The organism is Sphingomonas sp. R86521 (genome assembly GCF_042466235.1).
Classification (GTDB): Bacteria; Pseudomonadota; Alphaproteobacteria; order Sphingomonadales; family Sphingomonadaceae; genus Sphingomonas.
Genome location: NZ_JAXHBY010000001.1, coordinates 3,346,059 through 3,367,118, shown reverse-complemented (window position 1 = coordinate 3,367,118; position 21,060 = coordinate 3,346,059). Strand labels below are relative to the sequence as shown.

The 21,060-nt window shown below is 67.7% G+C and carries 22 protein-coding genes; 8 read left to right on the top strand and 14 right to left on the bottom strand.

From position 1 onward, the window contains the following. The first annotated feature begins 67 nt into the window (after positions 1–67). Entirely contained in the window at positions 68–223 is a 156-nt protein-coding gene (locus tag SJY20_RS15595) for a hypothetical protein (protein ID WP_380787829.1), read from the top strand. A gap of 18 nt (positions 224–241) precedes the next feature. Here SJY20_RS15595 and SJY20_RS15590 read toward each other — a convergent pair whose 3' ends face one another. Next, the gene (locus tag SJY20_RS15590) at positions 242–1,057 is read right to left on the bottom strand and encodes a ferredoxin--NADP reductase (protein ID WP_380787828.1); all 816 of its coding nucleotides are present in this window, start codon (positions 1,055–1,057) and stop codon (positions 242–244) included. 216 nt (positions 1,058–1,273) lie between these two features. On the opposite strand from SJY20_RS15590, the gene SJY20_RS15585 reads away from it, so the two are divergent. Next, positions 1,274–2,437, top strand: a complete 1,164-nt coding sequence (locus tag SJY20_RS15585; RefSeq protein WP_380787827.1) for an alpha-hydroxy-acid oxidizing protein — start codon at positions 1,274–1,276, stop codon at positions 2,435–2,437. On the opposite strand, the gene SJY20_RS15580 is transcribed toward SJY20_RS15585, so the two are convergent. Further along, complete coding sequence (locus SJY20_RS15580) at positions 2,434–3,084, bottom strand: thymidylate kinase (RefSeq protein ID WP_380787826.1); 651 nt, start codon at positions 3,082–3,084, stop codon at positions 2,434–2,436. The genes SJY20_RS15585 and SJY20_RS15580 overlap by 4 nt on opposite strands. Positions 3,085–3,089: 5 nt before the next feature. Then, positions 3,090–3,368: a chorismate mutase gene (locus tag SJY20_RS15575; protein WP_380787825.1), complete on the bottom strand. Its 279-nt coding sequence runs from the start codon at positions 3,366–3,368 to the stop codon at positions 3,090–3,092. 100 nt (positions 3,369–3,468) lie between these two features. Here SJY20_RS15575 and SJY20_RS15570 point away from each other — a divergent pair, with 100 nt between their 5' ends. Continuing rightward, entirely contained in the window at positions 3,469–4,485 is a 1,017-nt protein-coding gene (locus tag SJY20_RS15570; protein ID WP_380787824.1) for a polyprenyl synthetase family protein, read from the top strand. A 53-nt stretch (positions 4,486–4,538) separates the two neighbouring features. Here SJY20_RS15570 and SJY20_RS15565 read toward each other — a convergent pair whose 3' ends face one another. From SJY20_RS15565 to mutS, 3 genes are read right to left on the bottom strand one after another with little or no spacing between them, the layout of a single operon-like run. After that, complete coding sequence (locus SJY20_RS15565; protein ID WP_380787823.1) at positions 4,539–4,958, bottom strand: hypothetical protein; 420 nt, start codon at positions 4,956–4,958, stop codon at positions 4,539–4,541. Between the two features lie 51 nt (positions 4,959–5,009). Continuing rightward, complete coding sequence (locus tag SJY20_RS15560) at positions 5,010–5,990, bottom strand: cation diffusion facilitator family transporter (protein WP_380787822.1); 981 nt, start codon at positions 5,988–5,990, stop codon at positions 5,010–5,012. A gap of 59 nt (positions 5,991–6,049) precedes the next feature. Continuing rightward, complete coding sequence (gene mutS, locus SJY20_RS15555; protein ID WP_380788741.1) at positions 6,050–8,632, bottom strand: DNA mismatch repair protein MutS; 2,583 nt, start codon at positions 8,630–8,632, stop codon at positions 6,050–6,052. Positions 8,633–8,808: 176 nt separating this feature from the next. On the opposite strand from mutS, the gene SJY20_RS15550 reads away from it, so the two are divergent. Together SJY20_RS15550 and SJY20_RS15545 are read left to right on the top strand one after the other, a co-directional pair. Further along, entirely contained in the window at positions 8,809–11,067 is a 2,259-nt protein-coding gene (locus tag SJY20_RS15550; RefSeq protein WP_380787821.1) for an NADP-dependent malic enzyme, read from the top strand. 160 nt (positions 11,068–11,227) lie between these two features. Then, positions 11,228–11,482, top strand: coding sequence for a GIY-YIG nuclease family protein (locus SJY20_RS15545; protein ID WP_380787820.1), 255 nt, complete (start codon positions 11,228–11,230; stop codon positions 11,480–11,482). Positions 11,483–11,644: 162 nt separating this feature from the next. Here SJY20_RS15545 and SJY20_RS15540 read toward each other — a convergent pair whose 3' ends face one another. Further along, positions 11,645–12,433, bottom strand: coding sequence for an SDR family oxidoreductase (locus tag SJY20_RS15540; protein ID WP_380787819.1), 789 nt, complete (start codon positions 12,431–12,433; stop codon positions 11,645–11,647). A gap of 197 nt (positions 12,434–12,630) precedes the next feature. Between SJY20_RS15540 and SJY20_RS15535 the strand changes: the two genes are divergently transcribed. Beyond that, positions 12,631–13,257, top strand: a complete 627-nt coding sequence (locus SJY20_RS15535; protein WP_380787818.1) for a CHAP domain-containing protein — start codon at positions 12,631–12,633, stop codon at positions 13,255–13,257. Between the two features lie 56 nt (positions 13,258–13,313). Here SJY20_RS15535 and msrB read toward each other — a convergent pair whose 3' ends face one another. The 3 genes from msrB to SJY20_RS15520 are packed head-to-tail and all read right to left on the bottom strand — an operon-like array spanning position 13,314 to position 16,015. Next, a complete protein-coding gene (gene msrB / locus SJY20_RS15530; RefSeq protein ID WP_380787817.1) occupies positions 13,314–13,811 on the bottom strand; it encodes a peptide-methionine (R)-S-oxide reductase MsrB in 498 nt (165 codons plus the stop codon). 36 nt (positions 13,812–13,847) lie between these two features. Next, positions 13,848–15,077 carry an ABC transporter permease gene (locus SJY20_RS15525; RefSeq protein WP_380787816.1) on the bottom strand — a complete coding sequence of 410 codons (1,230 nt, stop codon included), beginning with the start codon at positions 15,075–15,077 and terminating at the stop codon, positions 13,848–13,850. Next, complete coding sequence (locus tag SJY20_RS15520; protein ID WP_380787815.1) at positions 15,074–16,015, bottom strand: ABC transporter ATP-binding protein; 942 nt, start codon at positions 16,013–16,015, stop codon at positions 15,074–15,076. The genes SJY20_RS15525 and SJY20_RS15520 overlap by 4 nt, the downstream gene beginning before the upstream one ends. A gap of 44 nt (positions 16,016–16,059) precedes the next feature. Here SJY20_RS15520 and queG point away from each other — a divergent pair, with 44 nt between their 5' ends. Further along, positions 16,060–17,217 (top strand): tRNA epoxyqueuosine(34) reductase QueG, encoded by a 1,158-nt coding sequence (queG, locus tag SJY20_RS15515; RefSeq protein ID WP_380787814.1) that lies wholly within the window; start codon positions 16,060–16,062, stop codon positions 17,215–17,217. A gap of 7 nt (positions 17,218–17,224) precedes the next feature. On the opposite strand, the gene SJY20_RS15510 is transcribed toward queG, so the two are convergent. The 4 genes from SJY20_RS15510 to SJY20_RS15495 all read right to left on the bottom strand — a co-directional run bounded on the left by SJY20_RS15510 (position 17,225) and on the right by SJY20_RS15495 (position 19,940). Next, positions 17,225–17,977 (bottom strand): hypothetical protein, encoded by a 753-nt coding sequence (locus tag SJY20_RS15510; RefSeq protein ID WP_380787813.1) that lies wholly within the window; start codon positions 17,975–17,977, stop codon positions 17,225–17,227. Positions 17,978–18,188: 211 nt separating this feature from the next. Then, positions 18,189–18,776 (bottom strand): opacity protein, encoded by a 588-nt coding sequence (locus SJY20_RS15505; RefSeq protein ID WP_380787812.1) that lies wholly within the window; start codon positions 18,774–18,776, stop codon positions 18,189–18,191. 136 nt (positions 18,777–18,912) lie between these two features. After that, a complete protein-coding gene (locus SJY20_RS15500) occupies positions 18,913–19,287 on the bottom strand; it encodes a hypothetical protein (protein WP_380787811.1) in 375 nt (124 codons plus the stop codon). Next, the gene (locus SJY20_RS15495; protein WP_380787810.1) at positions 19,284–19,940 is read right to left on the bottom strand and encodes an EI24 domain-containing protein; all 657 of its coding nucleotides are present in this window, start codon (positions 19,938–19,940) and stop codon (positions 19,284–19,286) included. The genes SJY20_RS15500 and SJY20_RS15495 overlap by 4 nt, the downstream gene beginning before the upstream one ends. 110 nt (positions 19,941–20,050) lie before the next feature. On the opposite strand from SJY20_RS15495, the gene SJY20_RS15490 reads away from it, so the two are divergent. After that, the gene (locus tag SJY20_RS15490) at positions 20,051–21,049 is read left to right on the top strand and encodes an adenosine kinase (RefSeq protein WP_380787809.1); all 999 of its coding nucleotides are present in this window, start codon (positions 20,051–20,053) and stop codon (positions 21,047–21,049) included. The last annotated feature ends 11 nt before the right edge of the window (positions 21,050–21,060 follow it).

Genomic DNA, 21,060 nt, shown 5'->3' with positions numbered 1-21,060 from the left:
ATAAATCATATTTTTAGCGTTATGATGTAGTTAGTCATCAATCGTCTTTGATCCGATGGGACCGGCCATGACCACGCCGCCGAACAGCGACCTTCCCGCCGCGCTCCACCACCTGAACTGCGCGCTGGCGATTCTCGACGGGACGACCGAACCAGTCATCGCCGCCAAGGTGTCCGACGTCATCGACCTGCTGAGCACTCGCCTTCCCACGCCCGAAGGCTGAGTCGGCCAGAGACCAAGGTCAGCCTACGAAGGCGCGTTCGATCACGAAATCGCCCGGGTTCGCGTTGGACCCTTCGTTGAAGCCGCTCGCTTCGAGCAGTTCGGCGAAATCACGGATCATCGCGTTGCTGCCGCATAGCATCACGCGATCGGTCGCAGGATCGAGCTTCGCCGGACCCTTCAGGGGCGCTGCAAACACCGTGCCGTCGTCGATCAGCGCACCGATCCGCGCATGGTTGCGGAACGGTTCCTGCGTGACCGTCGGCACATAGATGAACTGCGCCTTGGCTTCGTCGGCGATCAACGGATCGTCGGCCAGCAGCGCTTCGAGCTCGTCGTGGTAGGCGAGGTCGCTGACCCGCCGAACGCTGTGCACCAGCACGATCTGATCGAACCGCGCATAGACGTCGGGATCGCGCAGCAGGCTGAGGAACGGCGCAAGGCCGGTGCCGGTCGCCAGCAGGAACAGCCGGCTGCCCGGCAACAGCGCGTCGCACACCAGCGTACCGGTCGGCTTCTTGCCCAGGTACAATTGGTCGCCCGGCTCGATCTGCTGCAGCCGCGAGGTCAGCGGACCATCGGCAACTTTGATCGAAAGGAATTCCAGCTCGTCGGCATAGGCCGGGCTGGCAATCGAATAGGCGCGCATCAGCGGCTTGTTGTCGCCCGGCATGCCGATCATCACGAACTCGCCCGAGCGGAACCGCACCGACGCCGGGCGCTCGATCGCGAAGCTGAACAGATGTTCGTTCCAGTGGCGTACCCAGGTGACGGCCGCGGACAGGAAGGCGGCGTGCTCGGGGATCAGCGCAGGCGGGCGGGTCGACACGGTCATGGACGAAGTTCCGGAATTGGGATGGCGGCAAACAGCCGACCGGGTTGCGGGGCGCTATATCGGCGACGACCGCTCCGCGCACGACAAAATAACGTGGGGCAGGGATGGTTCCGCTTGCGCCCTCACTTCAGCCGCACGCTTGGATCGACATTACCGACCCCTCGACAATCGCGACGCGTGGTTCGACACTCGCAGGCCCCTGCAGAGAGTGCACCGATGTCCCATTACGGCGATTACCAGAACCTGCTCTACGGCGCTGGCCTCGCCGGCGTGCTGCCGAAGGTGCCGGTCGACTTCGCGACGCTGGAGGGGCAGGCCTGTGCCGCGTTGCCGCCGTCCGTCCGCACCTATGTCCAGGGCGGGTGCGGCGACGAGCATACCCAGCGACACAATGCCGACGCGTTCCGGCATTGGGGCCTGACCCCGCGGATGATGGTCGATTGCCGGCAGCGCGATCTGTCGATCGACCTGTTTGGGATGCGCCTGCCGAGCCCGATCTTCATGGCGCCGATCGGCGTCACCGGAATGTGCACGCAGGACGGCCACGGCGATCTGGCCGCCGCGCGTGCGTCCGCGGCGACGGGCGTGCCGCTGATGGCGTCGACGCTCTCCAACGACCCGCTCGAGGCGGTGGCCGGCGCATGCGGCGATACGCCGGGCTTCTTCCAGCTCTATACCCCGAGGCACGAGGGGCTGACCGAAAGCCTGATCCACCGCGCCGAGGCGGCGGGCTACAAGGCGATCGTCGTGACGCTCGACACCTGGGTGACGGGCTGGCGGCCGCGCGATCTCAACACCGGCAATTTCCCCCAGCTGCGCGGGCATGTGCTGGCGAACTATTTCAGCGATCCGGTGTTTCGCAGCCTCCTCGACAAACCGCCGGAGCAGGATGGCCCGGCAGCTGTCGGCAAATGGGCCAGCCTGTTCGGGCGCGTGCTGACCTGGGACGACATGCCGTGGCTGCGGTCGCTGACCACGCTGCCGCTGATCCTGAAGGGCATCTGCCACGGCGACGATGCGCGCCGCGCGATCGATTCGGGGGCGGACGCGATCTATTGCTCCAACCATGGCGGGCGGCAGGCGAATGGCGGGATCGCCGCGATCGACCTGTTGCCGGGCGTCGTTTCAGCCTCGGGCGATACCCCGGTGCTGTTCGATTCGGGCGTGCGATCGGGCACCGACGTGGTCAAGGCGCTGGCAATGGGCGCGACGGCGGTCGGGATCGGGCGACCCTATTGCTACGGCCTCGCGCTCGATGGTGAAGCAGGCGCGGCGCACGTGCTGCGCTGCATCCTCGCCGAGGCCGACCTGCTGATGGCGGTGAACGGCTATCCGACGATCGCCGCGGTGCGCGAAGCCGGGGTCGACCGACAGCGCTAGAGCGCGGCGACGATCTCCGCAGCGATCTCCGCTGGCGGCCGCGACGCGCCGTCCGCGACCGTCGAAACCCTCAGCCAGTCGCCGAGGATGCGCGCCTCGACCATCGCCGCATAATTCGCGCGGACCCGGTCCTGCAGCCCGCTATCCGCCTCGTACGCATCGAACGCATCGTCGGTATAGGACCGCTTGCGCTTCTTGAGGATGAGCCCGCGGGCAATCGCCGCCGGCGTATCCAGATAGATCGACAGGTCGGGCGCCGGCAGTGCGAAGGCACCGGTCTCCAGCGCGGCGATCCAGTCCATCATCGCGGCCGCCTCGTCCGCCGCCACCTGCGCTGCCTGATACGCCATGTTCGACGCGATATAGCGATCGAACACCACGATCTCATGGGTATCGAGCGCGGTCATCAGTACGTCGCGCGACTCCATCCGGTCGAGCGCATAGAGCGTCGCCGCCGCCTTTGGGGATACCGGCCGGGGCAGGGTGCCCGCCAGCATCGCGCCGAGCGCCCAGCCACCGACCGTCTCGGTATAACGCGGGAAGGAGATCACGCAGGCGCTGCGCCCGGCGGCGAGCAACTGCTCGACCACCAGCGCCGATGCGGTCGCCTTGCCGGCGCCGTCGGCGCCCTCGATCGCCAGCAACATGCCCATCAGGCCTGCAGCCGTTCATGATGCCGGATCACTTCGTCGATGATGAAGCGCAAGAACTTCTCCGAGAATTCGGGGTCGAGCTGGGCGTCTTCGGCCAGCCGGCGCAGCCGGGCGATCTGGCGTTCCTCGCGGCCCGGATCGGCGGCGGGCAAGCCGTGCGTCGCCTTGTGGCGGCCGACCGCCTGCGTCACCTTGAAGCGTTCCGCGAGCATATGGATCAGCGCCGCGTCGATATTGTCGATGCTCTGGCGATAGCCGCGTAGCAGGTCGTCCGTCATGCCAAACCCTTCGTTTCGCCGTCGCGCGCCTTTTGCGTGCGTCCGCGCCGCCCGGCAAGACTTGCTTTGCGAGGGCGATGCGGTCACAGGCTCGGGGCAGATGAGCGCCACTATCCACCGCCTCGATCCCGCCCGGCCAAACCCGTCGCTCGACCCGATGGTCAAGCTGGTCACGGGCGACATGAATCTGGTCAACGCGGTCATCCTCGGCCGCATGCAGTCCGACATCCCGCTGATCCCCGAACTCGCCGGTCACCTGATCGCGGGTGGCGGCAAGCGGATGCGGCCGATGCTGACGCTCGCAAGCGCGCGGCTGATCGGCTACACCGGCAGCCGCCATCACCGCCTCGCCGCGGCGGTCGAGTTCATCCACACCGCGACGCTGCTGCACGACGACGTCGTTGACGGCAGCGACATGCGACGCGGCAAGCGCGCCGCCAACCTGATCTGGGGCAACCCCGCCAGCGTTCTGGTCGGCGATTTCCTGTTCAGCCGCAGTTTCGAACTGATGGTCGAGGACGGCAGCCTCAAGGTGCTGAAGATCCTGTCGTCGACCAGCGCGATCATCGCCGAGGGCGAGGTCAACCAGCTGACCGCCGCGCGGCAGGTCGACATCGCCGAGGAACGCTATCTCGACATCATCATCGCCAAGACCGCCGCGCTGTTCGCCGCCGCCTGCCGCATATCGGCGGTCGTCGCGGAACGGCCCGAAGGCGAGGAGGCGGCGCTCGATGCGTATGGCCGCAACCTCGGCATCGCGTTCCAGCTGGTAGACGATGCGATCGATTACGTCTCCGACGCGGGGACGATGGGCAAGGATACCGGCGACGATTTCCGCGAGGGCAAGATGACGCTGCCCGTCATCCTCGCCTATGCGCGCGGCAATGCCGAGGACCGGAAATTCTGGAAGGACGCGGTTGAGGGTCGCCGCGATACCGACGCCGATCTCGCGCATGCGATCGACCTGATCCGGTCGACCCGTGCGGTCGACGATACCTTGGCGCGGGCGCGGCATTACGGCCAGCGCGCGATCGATGCGATCGGCGGGTTCGCCAACGGCGCCGCCAAGGACGCGATGATCGAAGCGGTCGAGTTCGCGGTCGCCCGCGCATACTAAAACGGCGACCGGGTCGCCCCGGTCGCCGTTCTCATCGCTTAAGCCGGTTCAGCTCAGCGGCACTTCACGTTGCCGCGATCGACCGAACGGCCGAGCAGTGCGCCGCCACCGGCCCCCGCCAGCGTCCCAAGCGTCCCGCCGCCGATCAGGTTGGCGAGCACGCCGCCACCCAAGGCGCCGATCACCAAACCGGTCGAACCATCGTTGCGCTTGCAATAGGCGCGGCCGTCGCGACCACGATAGATGCGGTCGTTGCGGCTCAGACGGCGCTCGCGGTAATTGCCCTGGCGATAGCTGTCGGAGGGGTTCCAGTCGCGGTTGTCGCGGTCGCCTTGCCAGCGGTTGTCGCGGCCGCGATCACGGTCGCGATTGTCCCGGTCGCGGTCATAGCGCTGCGCCGTAGCTGCGACGGGAATCATGGCGGGGGCCATGACGGCCACCGACATCAGTGCCGCGATGATCTGCTTCTTCATGGTGTTCACTCCTGATCTTGCCTCAGGTTAACGGACACCCGCCGGTAAAGTTCAAACCGTGTCAGGCGCCGCCATCGAGCAATCCTGTCCGGTCTCGACCTGCAGCGTCGCATGACCGATCCCGAACGTCTCGTGCAGCATCGCGCGCGCTTCGCTCAGGAACGCATCGCCGGGCTGGCCGGCGGGCATCACCAGATGCGCGGTCAGCACCGGCTCGGTGGTGCTCATCGGCCAGATGTGAAGGTCGTGGATCCGCGCCACGCCCGGCAGCGCCATAAGCGCACTCTCGACCTGGTCGAACTCGATTCCCCGCGGCACCGCGGCCAGCGCCATCTCGACGGTCTCGCGCAGCAGCCCCCAGGTCTGCCAGAAGATCAGGATGGCGATGACGATGCTCACCGCGGGGTCGATCCAGGTCACCCCGGTCCGCCAGATGATCAGCCCGGCGATCACCACGCCGGCCGACACCGCCGCATCCGCCGCCATGTGCAAATACGCACCGCGGATGTTGACGTCGCCCTTGCGCCCGCGCGCGAACAGCAGCGCGGTCGCGACGTTCACCGCGATGCCGATTCCCGCGACCAGCGAGACGGTCAGCCCGGCGACGGGGGCGGGATCGGCGAACCGCTGCGACGCCTCCAGCACGATCGCGCCGAGTGCCACCAGCAGCAGCAGCGCGTTGGTAAGCGCGGCGAGGATCGTCGAGCCCTTCAGCCCATAGGTGAACCGCTTGGTCGGCGCGCTACGGGCGAGCGTCGCGCCGCCCCAGGCGACCGCGAGGCCGAGCACGTCGGACAGATTGTGCCCGGCGTCGGCAACCAGCGCGACCGAATCGATCCGCAGCCCGACCACCGCCTCGACCACCACGAACACGATATTGAGCCCGATACCGATCGCGAACGCGCGGTCGAACGATGCGGGGGCGTGGCTGTGGCCATGGCCGGCGTGCGAATGCCCGCCATGCGCGTGGCCGTGGTCGTGATGATGTCCGCTCAAGGTCGATGCTCCGATACTTGCGGCACCGCGTAGCATCGGGCGTGCGTGTGATACTAGGACGCGCGCCTATCCGTTTCGTCATCCCGGGATGACGGTTAAGCGGAGGTCTCTCCGGCCAGCCCCTTCAACCGGTACAGCGCATCCATCGCCTCGCGCGGGCTCATCGCATCGACGTCCAGTGCAGCCAGGTCGTCGCGCAAGGCATCGCGAACCTCGACGTCCACCTGCGCCGCAGCCGCGAACAGCGGCAAATCGTCCAACCCCGCCGCCAGCCCGCCGGTCTTGGCGCGTCCCGCCTCCAGTTTCGCCAGCACCGATTTCGCCCGCGCCACCGTCGCCGGCGGCATCCCCGCGAGCCGCGCGACCGCCAGGCCGTAACTCCGATCCGCCGGCCCATCGGCAAGCTCGTGAAGCAGCACCAGCTCGCCCTTCCATTCCCGCGCGCGGACATGGTGCAGCGACAGCGCGTCGCACCGCTCCGCCAGCCGGGTCAGCTCATGGTAATGCGTCGCGAACAGGCACCGGCACCGGTTGTCCTCATGGATCGCCTCGACCACCGCCCAGGCGATCGCGAGCCCGTCATAGGTCGACGTCCCGCGCCCGACCTCGTCGAGGATCACGAACGACCGCGGCGTCGCCTGCGCCAGGATCGCCGCGGTCTCGACCATCTCGACCATGAAGGTCGACCGCCCGCGCGCGAGGTTGTCCGACGCCCCGACGCGACTGAACAGGCGGTCGACCAGCCCCAGCGTCGCCTTGCTCGCGGGCACGTACGAACCCGCCTGAGCGAGCACCGCTATCAGCGCGTTCTGCCGCAGGAAGGTCGACTTGCCGCCCATGTTCGGGCCGGTGACGAGCCACAACCGCGACGATTCGGACAGGTTGCAGTCGTTCGCGACGAAGCGGTCGCCCGACTTCGCCACCGCCGCCTCGACCACCGGGTGTCGGCCGCCCTCGATCTCGAAACAGGCGTGATCGACCAAAGCCGGCCGCGCCCAATTCCCCTCCGCCGCGCGCTCGGCAAGCCCCGCCGCGACGTCGATGCGCGCCAGCGCATCCGCGGTCGCCGCGATCGCCTCGCGGTCGGCCAGCGCGGTGGCGGTCAGCTCCTCCAGATGCGCCGCCTCCGCCGCCAGCGCATGCGCGCCCGACTGGCTGACGCGCGCCGCGACCTCGTGCAGCGCGGGCGTATTGAAGCGCACGACACCGGCCAGCGTCTGGCGATGCGTGAAGCCGCTGTCCGCCGCCATCAGCACATCGGCGGACTTGGCCGGCACCTCGACATGATAACCGAGCACGCCGTTATGGCGGATCTTCAGCGCCGCGATGCCGGTCTGCGTGCGGAACTCCGCCTCCAGCGCGGCGATCGCCCGCCGGCCGCCCGCGCCCGCGTCGCGCAGATCGTCGAGCGCGGCGTCGTAGCCTGCAGCGATATAGCCGCCGTCCGATGCCTCGATCGGCGGCGACGGCACCAGCGCGCGCTTGAGCAGGTCGATCAGCGCGCCATGCCCGCGCAACCGCGGCGCCAGGTCCGCGAGCAGCACCGGCGGATCGGCGATCCCGTCGAGCCGCTCGCCGAGATGCCACGCACCGTCCAGCCCATCGCGCAACTGCCCCAGATCGCGCGGCCCCCCGCGTCCCGCCGCCAGCCGCCCCAGCGCCCGCCCGATATCGGGCAACGCGCGTAACGTGCCCCGCAACCGCTCGCGCGCGGCCTGGTCGTCATGGAACAGCCGGACGAGGTCGAGCCGCGCATCGACGCGCGCGCGCTCCATCAACGGCGCGCCGAGATCGGCCGCCAGCAGCCGCGCACCCGCGCCGGTCACGGTGCGGTCGACCGCATTGAGCAGGCTGCCTTTCCGCACGCCCCCCGCCGCGCAGGTCAGCTCCAGGCTCTCGCGCGTCGCCGCGTCGATCGCCATCGCCTCCGCCGCGCGCGCGATCCGCGGCGGTCGCAGGAAGGGCAGAGAGCCCTTCGCATTATGCTCCAGATACGCGACCAGTCCGCCCGCCGCGGCCAGCCCCGCGCGCCCGAACTGGCCGAAGCCGTCCAGCGTCGCGACTCCGTAGATCCGCTTCAGCCGCGCCTCGCCCGCATTGCTGTCGAAATCGCCACGCGGGCGCAGCGTGGTCGCGGCCTCCGCGAACGCGCTGGTTTCGGCCGCGACCACCTCGGCCGCGCCCAGCCGCGCGAGTTCGGCGCCGACCGCGTCGGCCGCGACCTCGACGATCTCGAACCGGCCGGTCGACACGTCCGCCGCCGCGATCGCCACGCCGCCTGCTGCTTCGCCGATCGCGCAGCACCAATTGTCGCTGCGCGAATCGAGCAGCGCCTCCTCGGTCAGCGTCCCCGCCGTCACCACCCGCACGATCGCCCGCGCGACCAGCGTCTTGCCGCCGCGCGCCTTGGCTTCCGCCGGGCTCTCGACCTGCTCGGCGATCGCGACGCGGTGGCCGGCTTTGATCAGCCGCTGCAGGTACGCGGTCGCGGCATGCACCGGCACGCCGCACATCGGGATGGGCTTGCCGTCATGCTCGCCGCGCGCGGTCAGCGCGATGTCGAGCACCGCAGCCGCGGTCCGCGCATCGTCGAAGAACAGCTCGAAGAAATCGCCCATCCGGTAGAACAGCAGGCAATCGTCGGCTTCCGCCTTTAGTCCAAGATATTGCGCCATCATCGGAGTCGGCGCCGAGGGCGGGGCAGGGGGCGTCGCAGGGGTCGTCATAGCATGCGCGACTAGCCGGGTTTGCGCTCGGCGTCAGCCGCGACGTGGCGCAAGGGGTGACGAAAGCGGCTGGCTTCCGTAAAGGCATCTGCATTCCCCGATTGCCCCAGATTGCCGAGGTTGCCCGCATGGCCGATGAAAACACGCTCCAGTTCTCCGAACGCGAAGCGCTGCTGTTCCATTCGGAAGGCCGCCCGGGCAAGATCGAGATCATCGCCTCCAAGCCGATGGCGACGCAGCGCGACCTCGCGCTCGCTTACTCGCCCGGCGTCGCGATTCCCGTGAAGGCGATCTACGACGATCCCGCCACCGCATACGACTACACGGCCAAGGGCAACCTGGTCGCGGTGATCTCGAACGGCACCGCGATCCTCGGCATGGGCAACCTCGGCGCGCTCGCGTCGAAGCCGGTGATGGAAGGCAAGGCGGTGCTGTTCAAGCGCTTCGCCGACGTCGATTCGATCGATATCGAGCTGAAGACCGAGGACGTGAACCGCTTCATCGACGCGGTCGAGCTGATGGAGCCGACCTTCGGCGGCATCAACCTCGAGGACATCAAGGCGCCGGAATGCTTCATCATCGAGCAGACCCTGCGCGAGCGCATGAACATCCCGGTGTTCCATGACGACCAGCACGGGACCGCGATCATCGTCGCCGCCGGGCTGATCAACGCGTGCCTGCTGACGGGGCGGAAGCTCGGCGAGATCAAGATGGTCGTCAACGGCGCGGGCGCCGCGGCGATCGCCTGCACCGAGCTGATCAAGGCGATGGGCGTGCGCCCGGACAACGTCGTGATGTGCGACAAGACCGGCGTGATCTACCAGGGCCGCGACGACGTGAACCAGTGGCAGTCGGCGCACGCGACGACCAGCGCCGCACGCACGCTGACCGAGGCGCTGGAAGGCGCCGACGTGTTCCTCGGCCTGTCCGCCGCGGGTGCGCTGAAACCCGAGATGGTCAAGGATATGGCCAAGGCGCCGATCATCTTCGCGATGGCCAACCCCGAACCCGAGATCCGCCCCGAACTGGCGATGGCCGCGCGCCCCGACGCGATCGTCGCGACCGGGCGTTCGGATTATCCGAACCAGGTCAACAATGTGCTCTGCTTCCCGTTCATCTTCCGTGGCGCGCTCGACGTCCGCGCGACCGGCATCAACGACCAGATGAAGATCGCCGCCGCCAACGCGATCGCAGAACTCGCCCGCCAGCGCGTGCCGGAAGAAGTCGCGCTCGCCTACGGCGTGTCGCACAGCTTCGGCCCCGCCTACATCATCCCCGCGCCGTTCGATCCGCGGCTGATGGAGGTCGTCTCCAGCGCGGTCGCCAAGGCGGCGATGGACTCGGGCGTCGCGACCAAGCCGATCCTCGACATGGAGGCGTATCGCCAGCGCCTGCGCGCGCGGCTCAACCCGACCACCTCGGTGCTGTCGATGGCCTATGAGGGCGCGCGGGCGCATCCCAAGCGCGTCATCTTCGCCGAGGGCGAGGAGGAAGTCGTGCTCCGCGCCGCGATCCAGTTCCGCGAGGGCGGCTACGGCACCCCGGTGCTGGTCGGCCGCGACGACGTCCCCGATCGCCTTCGTGCATTGGGCGTCACCGATCCCGAGAGCTTCGAGCTGCACAACAGCCGCCGCTCGCCGCTGGTCCCGAAGATGGTCGACCTGCTCTATGCCCGGCTGCAGCGCCGCGGCTATCTGCGCCGCGACTGCGAGCGGATGGTCAACCAGGATCGTAACATCTTCGGCGCGCTGCTGCTGCAGCTCGGCGAGGGCGACGCGATGATCACCGGCATCACCCGCACCTATGGCGAGACGATGCGTCAGATCTACCGCGTGATCGATCCGGCAGCGGGCAAGACCCCGTTCGGCATCCACCTCGTGGTCGGGCAGAGCCACACCGTCTTCATCGCCGACACCGCGATCAACGAGCGGCCGACCGCGGAGCAGCTCGCCGATTTCGCCGAACAGACCGCCGCCGTCGCGCGCCGGATGGGCCACGAACCGCGCGTCGCGTTCCTCAGCTATTCGAACTTCGGCAACCCGAAGGGCGAATGGATCGACAACATCCGCGACGCCGTGACCGTGCTCGACGGCCGCCAGGTCGGCTTCGAATATGAAGGCGAGATGGCGCCCGACGTCGCGCTCAACCCGAAGCAGCTCAAGAACTACCCGTTCGCGCGGCTGTCCGGCCCCGCCAACGTGCTGATCATGCCGGGCCTCCAGTCCGCGCACATCTCGGCCAAGCTGCTCCGCGAACTGGGCGGCGATTCGGTGATCGGCCCTATGCTGATCGGCATGGAAAAGCCGGTCCAGGTCGCGCCGATGACCAGCACCGCAGGCGAACTGGTGACGCTGGCAGTGTTGGCGGCCGGCGGGATCGCGCGTTAGGTTCGGCCTGTGGCAGGTGGATAGGTCGGCCTGAACCAAGTCCCGTCATGCTGAACTTGTTTCAGCATCCACCCGGCGGCACACTCCGGCAATGCCGAGGGACCGCCAACCCTGCGTCTACATCCTCGCAAGCGGGGTTCGCGGTACGCTGTATATTGGCGTGACTTCGGACCTCGCAGCGCGGCTGCACCAGTATCGCCACGGCACGACGAAGGGGTTCGTGACCCGCCATGCCGTCTTTCGTCTCGTCCGCTACGAAATGCTCGATGACATGGACAATGCGATCAGTCGCGAAAAGCAGCTGAAGCGCTGGCACCGCGCGTGGAAGGTCAACCTCGTCGAATCGCAAAATCCAGCGTGGAACGATCTGGCGCCAGGCTTAGGCTTGGCCGAACCGCTGTCGCCAAGGGAATAGGTGGATCCTGAACCAAGTTCAGGATGGCGACGTGGGGGACGCCCGTCATGCTGAACTCGTTTCAGCATCCACCGTGTGGCACATCCCGTTGCTGCCGAGGGGACGTCCCTCGCCTACCGTCTCGACAACTACCCGGCCGGCGACGCATCTGCCGGCACGCCCCTACGCGTCGATCGACGTTCCCAAACTCGCATGGACCAACCCGCCGTCGACCGTGATCGTCTCGCCGATCACATAGTCCCCCGCACGGCTGGCAAGGTAGATCGCGGCGCCGGCCATGTCTTCGTCGACGCCGACGCGCTTTGCTGGAATGCCTTGTGCCACCGCGGCGCCGTGGTCGCGCGCGGCCTTGTTCATGTCGCTTGCGAACGCGCCGGGTGCGATCGAGGTGACGTTGATGGCGTCGCGCACCAGCCGCGCCGCCATCCGCTTGGTCAGATAGATCAGCGCCGATTTCGACGCATGATAGCTGTATGTCTCCCAAGGGTTGAGCCGCTGCCCGTCGATCGAGGTGATGTTGATCACCTTGGCCGGCCGCCCGCGCGACCCCGCCGCCTTCAGCGCCGCGTAGAGCGCCTGGGTCAGGAAGAACGGCGACTTGACGTTCAGGTCCATCACCTTGTCCCAGCCGACTTCGGTGAAGTCCTCGAACGGCACGCCCCAGGCTGCGCCGGCGTTGTTGACGAGGATGTCGAGCTTCGGCTCGACCGCGGCGAACTGTTCGGCGAGTGCCTTGCACCCGGCGACCGTCGAGACGTCCTGCGGCAGCGCAAAGCAGTTCGGGCCCAGTTCAGCCGCCGCGGCCTCGCAGGCATCCGCCTTGCGCGACGAGATATAGACCTTGGCGCCCTGGGCGATGAAGCCGGCGGCGATCATCTTGCCAATCCCGCGGCTGCCGCCGGTGATCAGCGCAACGCGGCCGTCGAGCCGGAACAGGGTCGTGGTATCCATCGGGCATCCTCCATTATCGTTTGCCCACTTGCTATAGCGCCCCCTCGATGGTGGCAAATCGGCACCCTTGCTGACGCTTATGGGGGTTCATCGGCGGCGAAACACGGTTCGTCGGATATGGTTCCCGCGCGGGTTTCAATTAATTTTGGCCGCGGTTAGCCACACTCAACGAACGGATTGTAGCCCGGGGGCTTTCGATGAATTTCAAGGCGTTGGCAGCGCGTTTTGCGCTGGTGGTATCGTGCGGCCTGATGACGGCAACCCCCGCGGCAGCGCAGTTCTGGCAGTGCGTGACCTTCGCGCGCTCGGTGTCGGGTATCGAAATCCGCGGCAACGCCAACACCTGGTGGGGCCAGGCCGAGGGTCGCTACGAGCGCGGCCACACCCCGAAGGCCGGTTCGGTCCTCGCGTTTGCCGCCACCTCGCGGATGCGCGTCGGCCACGTCGCGATGGTCAGCCAGGTCGTCAGCGACCGCGAAGTGCTCCTCACCCACGCCAACTGGTCGCGCCCCGGCGGCATCGAGACCAACGTCCGCGCGGTCGACGTATCGTCGGCCGGCGACTGGAGCATGGTCAAGGTCTGGTACGGACCGCAGGGCGGCCTCGGCACCTCGGCCTATCCGACCAAGGGCTTCATCTATTCGGGTCATGCACCCAAGACCGACACGTTCGATACGCAAGCCCAGCCCGCCTACGAGATCGCCAGCGCCAAGGTCCCGAACGCGGCGCAGCTCGCCAACGTCGCACAGCTGAAGGCGATGACGACCCAGCACGGCCCGACCGATCCGCGCGGGATCTTCACGCTGGTGAACGACGGGGAATAATTCCTCCCGTCATCTCGGCACGAGCCCGGGATGACGTTACGAGTAGGCCGGCGCCGTTATGCCGCCTTGAACGTCATCGCCGCGCCGTTCATGCAATAGCGCTTGCCGGTCGGCTTCGGGCCATCGTCGAACACATGGCCCAGATGCCCGCCACAGCGGCGGCAATGCACTTCGGTCCGTGCCATCCCCAGCGTCGAATCGACCCGAGTCCGCACCGCGTTGGGCAACGGCGCCCAGAAGCTCGGCCAGCCGGTCCCGCTCTCGAACTTGGTCTTCGACGAGAACGCCGGTAGCGCGCATCCGCCGCACGAGAATATTCCCGCACGATGTTCGCCATTGAGCGGGCTCGAATACGGTGTCTCGGTGCCTTCCTTGCGCAGCACCGAATAGGCCGCCGGCTTCAACCGTGCCCGCCACTGCGCGTCGGTGTAGGTGACCTCGAAGCGCTCGGCGGCGTGCGCCGGCTCGGACGTGCATCCCCACAGCGCGGCGCCGGCGACGCTCGCGCCGGCCAGGGTCAGGAAGGTGCGGCGGTTGGTCTGTGTCATGGTCATGATGTAGGTACGAACCGCCAAACAAATAGAGGCGGCTCAGCCCACCTTCGCGCGCCGCCAGAACGGTTTCGCACTACCCGATTGCAGCACGCCCCGCCGGAACATCCGCGCGCCGACGCTGATGAAGATCGTCACCCACAAAGCCTGCCACGCCAGCGCCGCGAGATGCGGCCACAGGTCGGGCGAATTGGCGGCATGCCCGGCCATCGCGAACGGCGACGACAGCGGGAACAGTTCGGCGACCGTGGCGACCCAGCTGCCAGGCCGCGCCGCCGCGGCGGACGATAGCGCGAACATCGCCACCTGCAGGATCGTGATCGGCAGCGACAGCATCTGGATCTCGCGCATCGTCGAGGCCTGCGCGCCGACCCCCAGGAACACCGCGCCAAGCAACAGGTACGCCATCGTGAAATAGGCGCCGAACAACAGCACGAACATCGGCGTGCCGACCGCGGGCGCGAGATCGCCGAACCCCGCCGCCATCTGCGGCGGCAGCAACGATCCGACCTGGCTGACGACCGTTCCCCAGAACGTGACGAACAGCACCGCGACGCCGAACATCCCGAGCAGCTTGCCCAGGAACACCGATTCCAGCGGCACCGCGGCCGCCAGCACCTCGATCACCTTGCTGTTGCGCTCCTCGGCCATCGTGCCGACGACCTGCCCGGACAGGAACAGCGTCAGGAAGAAGATTCCGAACACCGCGAAGAACGCCGACTGGTGCTGGCCGCCGATCGAACTGCCACGACGCTGGATCGCGGTCTTGGTCGCCGCGACCGTCGGCAGCGCCCCGCCCAATCGCTCCGCCGCGATCGACGTACCGGCGAGCAGCGCCAGGTAGTCCGCCGCGCGGTCACCGCGGGGGCCGTACAGGATCTGTGGCCGATCCAATGGCCCATAGAGCACCGCCGCCGCGTCGAGATCCTTGCGATCGAACGCCGCGCGCGCCTGTGCGGCGGGGTCGGCAGCGGGCGCAATGACGGTCAGCGTCGGAGGCGCCTCATCGGCCCGGAATACCGCACGCAGCCGGGCGTCGGTCTGCGCGATCGGACGGGCGAGCGTCGCGGGCACGATCGCCAGGATCCGCACCTTGTCCTGCGCGCCATCGGCGGCACTGGCTGCGCCCAGCCCACCGATCGCGCCGAACGATCCCATGATCACCGGCGCGAACAGGAACAGTAGGAAGATGGGCGTGAACACCGTCGCGATGAAGTCGCGGCGCGCGATCGTCAGCGTCTGGCGTAGCGTCCGGCGAAAACGGCTCATGACCGCGCCTCCTGCTCGCCGACGATGCGGACGAATGCCTCGTGGAGTCCGGGGCGTTCGATCGACAGGCCGGAGATGCCGTGACCCGCGTCGATCAGGCGGACCAGCAGGTGCTCGATCCCCTCGCGCGGCAGTTCGAACCGCCAGCCGGGGCCGTCGGCCACCGCGTCCGCCGGCAGGATCGCCGCGATCGCCGGATCGGGGTGATGCGGCGTGTAGCGCACCCGCTGCGGCAACAGCCCGCGGGCGTCGTCGACGGTGCCCTCGAACCGGCGCTTGCCGCCGGCGATGATCGCCAGCCGGTCGCACAGCCGCTCGGCATGGCTCATGATGTGCGTCGAGAACAGCACAGTCGCGCCGCGGTCGCGTTCTGCAAGGATAAGTGCTTCGAGCTGTTCCTGGTTGACCGGGTCGAGCCCCGAAAACGGCTCGTCGAGCACCAGCAGATCGGGCTGGTGCACCACCGATCCGAGCAGCTGGACGAGCTGCGCCATGCCCTTCGACAATTTGCGGATCTTCTCGTCGACCGCATGGCCGAGTCCCGCGCTCTCCATCAGCGCCGCAGCGCGCACGCGACCGGTCTTGAGGTCGAGGCCGCGCAGCGCACCCATGAACGCGATCGCCTCGCGCGCCTTCATCCCCGGATACAGCCCGCGCTCCTCGGGGAGATAGCCGACCCGGTCGCTGGCGTCGCGCGGCGCATCGAACCCCAGCAGGGTGCGGCTGCCGGCGTCGGGCTCGATGATGCCCAGCAGCATGCGCAGCGTGGTCGTCTTGCCCGCGCCGTTGGGGCCGAGCACGCCGTAGATCGAACCGGTCGGCACGCGGATATCGACGCCGTCGACCACCCTGCGCTCACCGAACCGCTTGACCAGGCCATCGGCGGTGACCGCCCATTCCCCGGACCCTGATGCCCCGGATCCCAATGCTTCACGCAACGCCGATCTTCCTTCCAGGCCGAGCCGCGTGGTAGCGGGTCGGCGTGGCACAAGACAAGCTGGAACGGCGGGGTCCTTTGGAAGACCGCATCCGCGCGAAAGCCGCCGAACTCGGGTTCGGGGCGTGCGGGATCGCGCGCGCCGACGCCGCGCCGCTGGCGGGCGAGCGCCTGCACCAGTGGCTTGCCGACGGCCGCCACGGCGACATGATCTGGATGGAGGAACGCAAAGGGCAGCGCGCCAGTCCGGCGGGATTGTGGCCCGAGGTCCGCAGCGTCATCGCGCTCGGCCTCAGCTATGCGCCAAAGGACGATCCGCTGCGGCTGGAGGACGAGGGCGGGGTAGGGCGGATCTCGGTCTATGCCCAGGGCGGCGACTATCACGACGTGATGAAGCGCGCGCTGAAGGCGCTCGGCCGCTGGCTGGCGCAGGACGCCGGTCGCGACCTGCCCGCCTTCGACATGAAAGTCTTCGTCGACACCGCGCCGGTGATGGAAAAGCCGCTCGCCGAGGCCGCCGGGCTCGGCTGGCAGGGCAAGCACACCAACTTGGTCAGCCGGACTCACGGCAGCTGGCTGTTCCTCGGTGCGATCTACACGACGCTGGACCTTGCTCCAGATACGCCTGGCTCGGACAGCTGCGGCAGCTGCACGGCCTGCCAGAGCGCATGCCCGACCGACGCTTTCCCCGCGCCGTATCAGCTCGATGCGCGCCGCTGCATCTCGTATCTGACGATCGAGCATGCCGGCCCGATCCCGCACGAATTCCGCCGCGGCATCGGCAACCGCATCTATGGTTGCGACGATTGCCTGGCGGTGTGCCCGTGGAACAAGTTCGCGGCGTCGGCCCATGCCAACCTCTCCTTCGCACCGCGCGCCGAACTCGTCGCGCCGGAACTCGCCGACCTGCTCGCATTGGACGATGCGGGGTTCCGCCAGGTGTTCGCCGGTTCCCCGATCAAGCGCATCGGCCGGACCAAGATGATCCGCAACGCGCTGATCGCGGCGGGCAACAGCGATGACCCGGCGCTGGTGCAGGGGGTGGTCGCGTTGCTTGCGGACCCGGCGCCGGTGGTGCGCGGTACGGCGGTGTGGGCATTGGGCCGGCTCGACCCGAACCGCCTGGCCGCCGAGCGCACAAGGCGTGTCCCGACGGAAACCGATCCCGCGGTTCTTGCGGAATGGCGCACCGTCTTTGCGTGATCGGTCGTCATGCGCTTGCGGCGGAACGTCTTCGTCCGACGGCCCAGGCTCCAAGGATCAACGGCACCGTGCCGGCCAGGATCAGGCCTGACACGATCGCAAACAGTTCCAGGGCGCTGCTAAGCGATGCCCGGCGGACGACCTGGTTTCTCCAAAAGAATATCGACCGTTGCGGATCGGTCCTGTCATAGATGATGGGGACGGTGCTGGTCGAAGCGACGTATTGATATTCGACGTTCGGCCTGGATCTCGTCCCATAGGGTAGCCTAACGACTCCCTCTATCGGCTGGAACCGATCCACCGGTACGAAGCGATATTCGACCGCGATGTTGCAGCCTGCCCTTCCGCACTCCCGATCGAACGCGCGTACCAGCTTCGCCTGCACGGGAATGCCGTTTTTCATCATTTGAGAGGCGCGCAGATAATCGCGACTGATGAAGAAGCCCGCGATCGCCATGCCGGTCAGCGCTGTAGCGACAAACACGGCCATACTCGGATCGGGACGTGCGTTGCCCACCCGATCACCCCGAAAACCCGAACGCGCGGCGAGCCCTGTCGCCAGCACCATCAGCGTCGTGCAAACCGCCGTGGGGATGGCCAGGCCACCGCGGAGATCGGCGACGACGTGACCTCGGTCGAACAGCAGCCGAGCAGCCATCACGCCGAACGCAGCCACGCCCATGCCGAGCGCCACGCTGACGATCCTCCGATACGATCCTTTCTCGCCAAGGATGCGGTGCCCGTCGCCACGCTCAGACATCCGCGACCCTCCTGACGCGCTCGGTCAAGGTCGACACGGCGCGATTTCGGTTATCGTTCTAAGCTGGCATCCCGTACGCAGGATAGTGGTTTGAGACCCAATGGTCGGCCTGATTAGGCAAATTCAACCTCGACCGCGGCACGAGGTGCCCAAACGAAAAAGGGCCCCGAACCAGCGGTTCGGAGCCCTTCCTTCGGAACAGTCGTCGCGCTTAGAAGTGCGCGATCACGCCGGCCATCGGACGGACGGTGTGGAAGTTGCCGGTCGTCGAGATTTCGGTGCGGAAGCGCACGCCTTCCTTCTTGACCAGGCCGTCGAGGCCGAGCGTCTTCAGGCCGACTTCGCCGCCGATGCCGTACGACACGCTGCCATAGTCGCGGTTACCCGCGGAGTTGCGGTCGAAGTTGACCCAGCGATAGCCGACCTTGCCGTAGAACAGCCCGGTCTCGCCAGCGCGGACGCCGACGCGGCCATGCACGCCGTATTCCCAATCGACCGAGCCCTTGAAGCCCTTGGCTGCGTTGCCTTCGACGCCGACGAAGATCGGGCCGAGCGGCACGTTGACGCCAGCGACGCCCTCGACCAGGCCGGCCTTCATGCGGTTGCCCGGGCGCGACGACGGGATGCCGGCGCCGGGGTTGCTGTCGAAGCCCTCGTAACCGCCCATCACGCCGACATAAGGCTCGATCCCGAATGCACGCGAACCGTCTTCGGTCGTGGCGGGGGTCGTGTCCTGAGCGGACGCAGCAACGGGGACCAGGAACGCGGTCGCAACCGCTGCAAGAAGCAGCTTCTTCATGTACTAAACCTTCTTCGGAACGGCGGCCCCGTATGGGCGGCCTCACCGTAGAAACCCCCAGGGCCGCCGTGGGTTTCCCGATCGGTTGCAAAACGCTCCGGGTGTTGCATTGCAGCAACGGTCGATCTGGAACCCCTTACCGCCCGCCGTCGCGTCGGGTCAGCGCCGCGACGCAGCTCGCGCGGTCGATCGTGCTGCCGTCGGGTTCGCGCGCGTCGACATAGGTGACCTTCGGCGCGTCGGACCCCTTTGGGTACAGATACGCGTCAAGCACACAGATCCCGCTTTCGAACTGCAGCTTGCGCGCACCGCCTTCGCGGACATCGGCATCGGGCTGGCCGAACAACCGGATCAGACCCGCCGCGTCCTGGCCCAGCACGCGTTCCAGGCCGACGCTGGTAAACGGGATCACCGCGGTGCCGACCGCCGGCCGCGCCGCCGGAACCGCGCAGCCGGCCAGGCCCAACCCCAGGCTGCCCGCCAGTGCCAGACGCGTCGAAAACCGCTTCATACCGTGTTCCTGTGGAAGAGATGCGTCGCCATCGCCGCGCCCAGAACCGGGGCGGCGATGTTGAGCACCGGAACCACGAACAGCCCGGTGTTCGCAAGACCCAGCAGGAAGCGTCGGCCCTTGGTCGTCGCACGCCAGCCCCGCATCGCCGCCGCATCCATGTGGCGCGCCGCGACCATATCGCCCAGATCGCGACCGAGCAGCCAGCCGTTGACGACGAAGAACGCCGCGGCGGTGCCGACTCCCGTCACCAGCAGCGCGATATAGACCGGGAGCATCAGCACATTGACGCCGACCACGCGCGCCGCGGAGGTCAGCCCCATCGTCAGCGCGCGGTGGAAAGGCACCGGGCGAGCGCTGGCGAGGGCTTCGGGATAATGCCGTGCCTCGACCGCGGCGACGACGTCGTCGGCAAAGATGCTCACCACCGCGATCGCGACCGCGCGGAACAGCAGCCAGAGCGCGAGCACCGATCCCGCGATCGCCACCGCTGCGGCAACCCCGTCGGCGCCGAGCGTTGCGCGGGTCGCCCACCATATGCCGACGCCAAGCCCCGCAAAGACGAGCAGCGTCACTGCCATCGACTTGGCGAACACCCGCAGCACCGGCGGATCGCCAAGCTGGCCGAGCGAAAGGAGGAAGGCGCGGATCATCCGGCAGGGATGCCGCCCGCTCCGGCAGGCGTCAACGACCTCCCGGCAGTTGCGCGGTCGTCCGCGGCCAATTACGGCAAGACTTTCCCGCTGCACCGGAGCACGCCCCCTTGAGCACCCCCACCTATGACGTCGTCGCGATCGGCAATGCCATCGTCGACATCCTCAGCACCTGCGACGACGCCTTCATCGAAGAGATCGGTGTCACCAAGGGGTCGATGCAGCTGATGTTCTCGCCCGAGGAAGCCGACGCGCTCTATGCCAAGATGGGTCCGGGTCGCGAAGTCTCGGGCGGGTCGGCTGCCAACACCGTCGCCGGCATCGCCGCGCTCGGCGGCAAATGCGGGTTCATCGGCCAGGTCGCCGACGACCAGCTCGGCCAGGTGTTCGCGCATGACGTCCGCAGCGTCGGTATCCGCTTCGATACCGCAGTCCGCGCCGGCGACCCGACCACCGCGCGCTGCCTGATCTTCGTCACCCCCGACGGCCAGCGGACTATGAACACCTTCCTCGGCGCGTCGCAGTTCCTCCCCGCCGCAGCACTCGACGCCGACCTGATCGCCGACGCCGCGATCCTGTATCTCGAGGGCTATCTGTGGGATCCGGAAGAGCCGCGCGCGGCGATGCGCGCTGGTATCGACATCGCCCGCAAGGCCGGGCGCAAGGTCGCCTTCACGCTGAGCGACACCTTCTGCATCGGCCGCCACGGCGACGATTTCCGCGCACTGATCGCCGATGGTCTGATCGATATCATGTTCGCGAACGAGGCAGAACTGACCGCACTCGCGCAGACCGAGGATTACGAGGCGGCGCTGGCGAAGATCGCGGCTCAGGTCCCGACGCTAGTAGCCACCCGCGGCGCGCACGGCGCCTGCGCGGTGCAGGGCGGCACGCGGGTGTCAGTCAAGGCGCAGCCGATCGACAAGGTCGTCGACACCACCGGCGCGGGCGACCTGTTCGCGGCGGGCTTCCTGCATGGGCAGGCGCAGGGCAAGACGCTCGAGGAGTCACTGACGCTGGGAGCGATCTGCGCCGCCGAGATCATCTCGCATTACGGCGCGCGGCCGAACGTCGATCTGAAGGCGCTGGCGGCCGACAAGCTGGGCTGATCAGCCTGCCA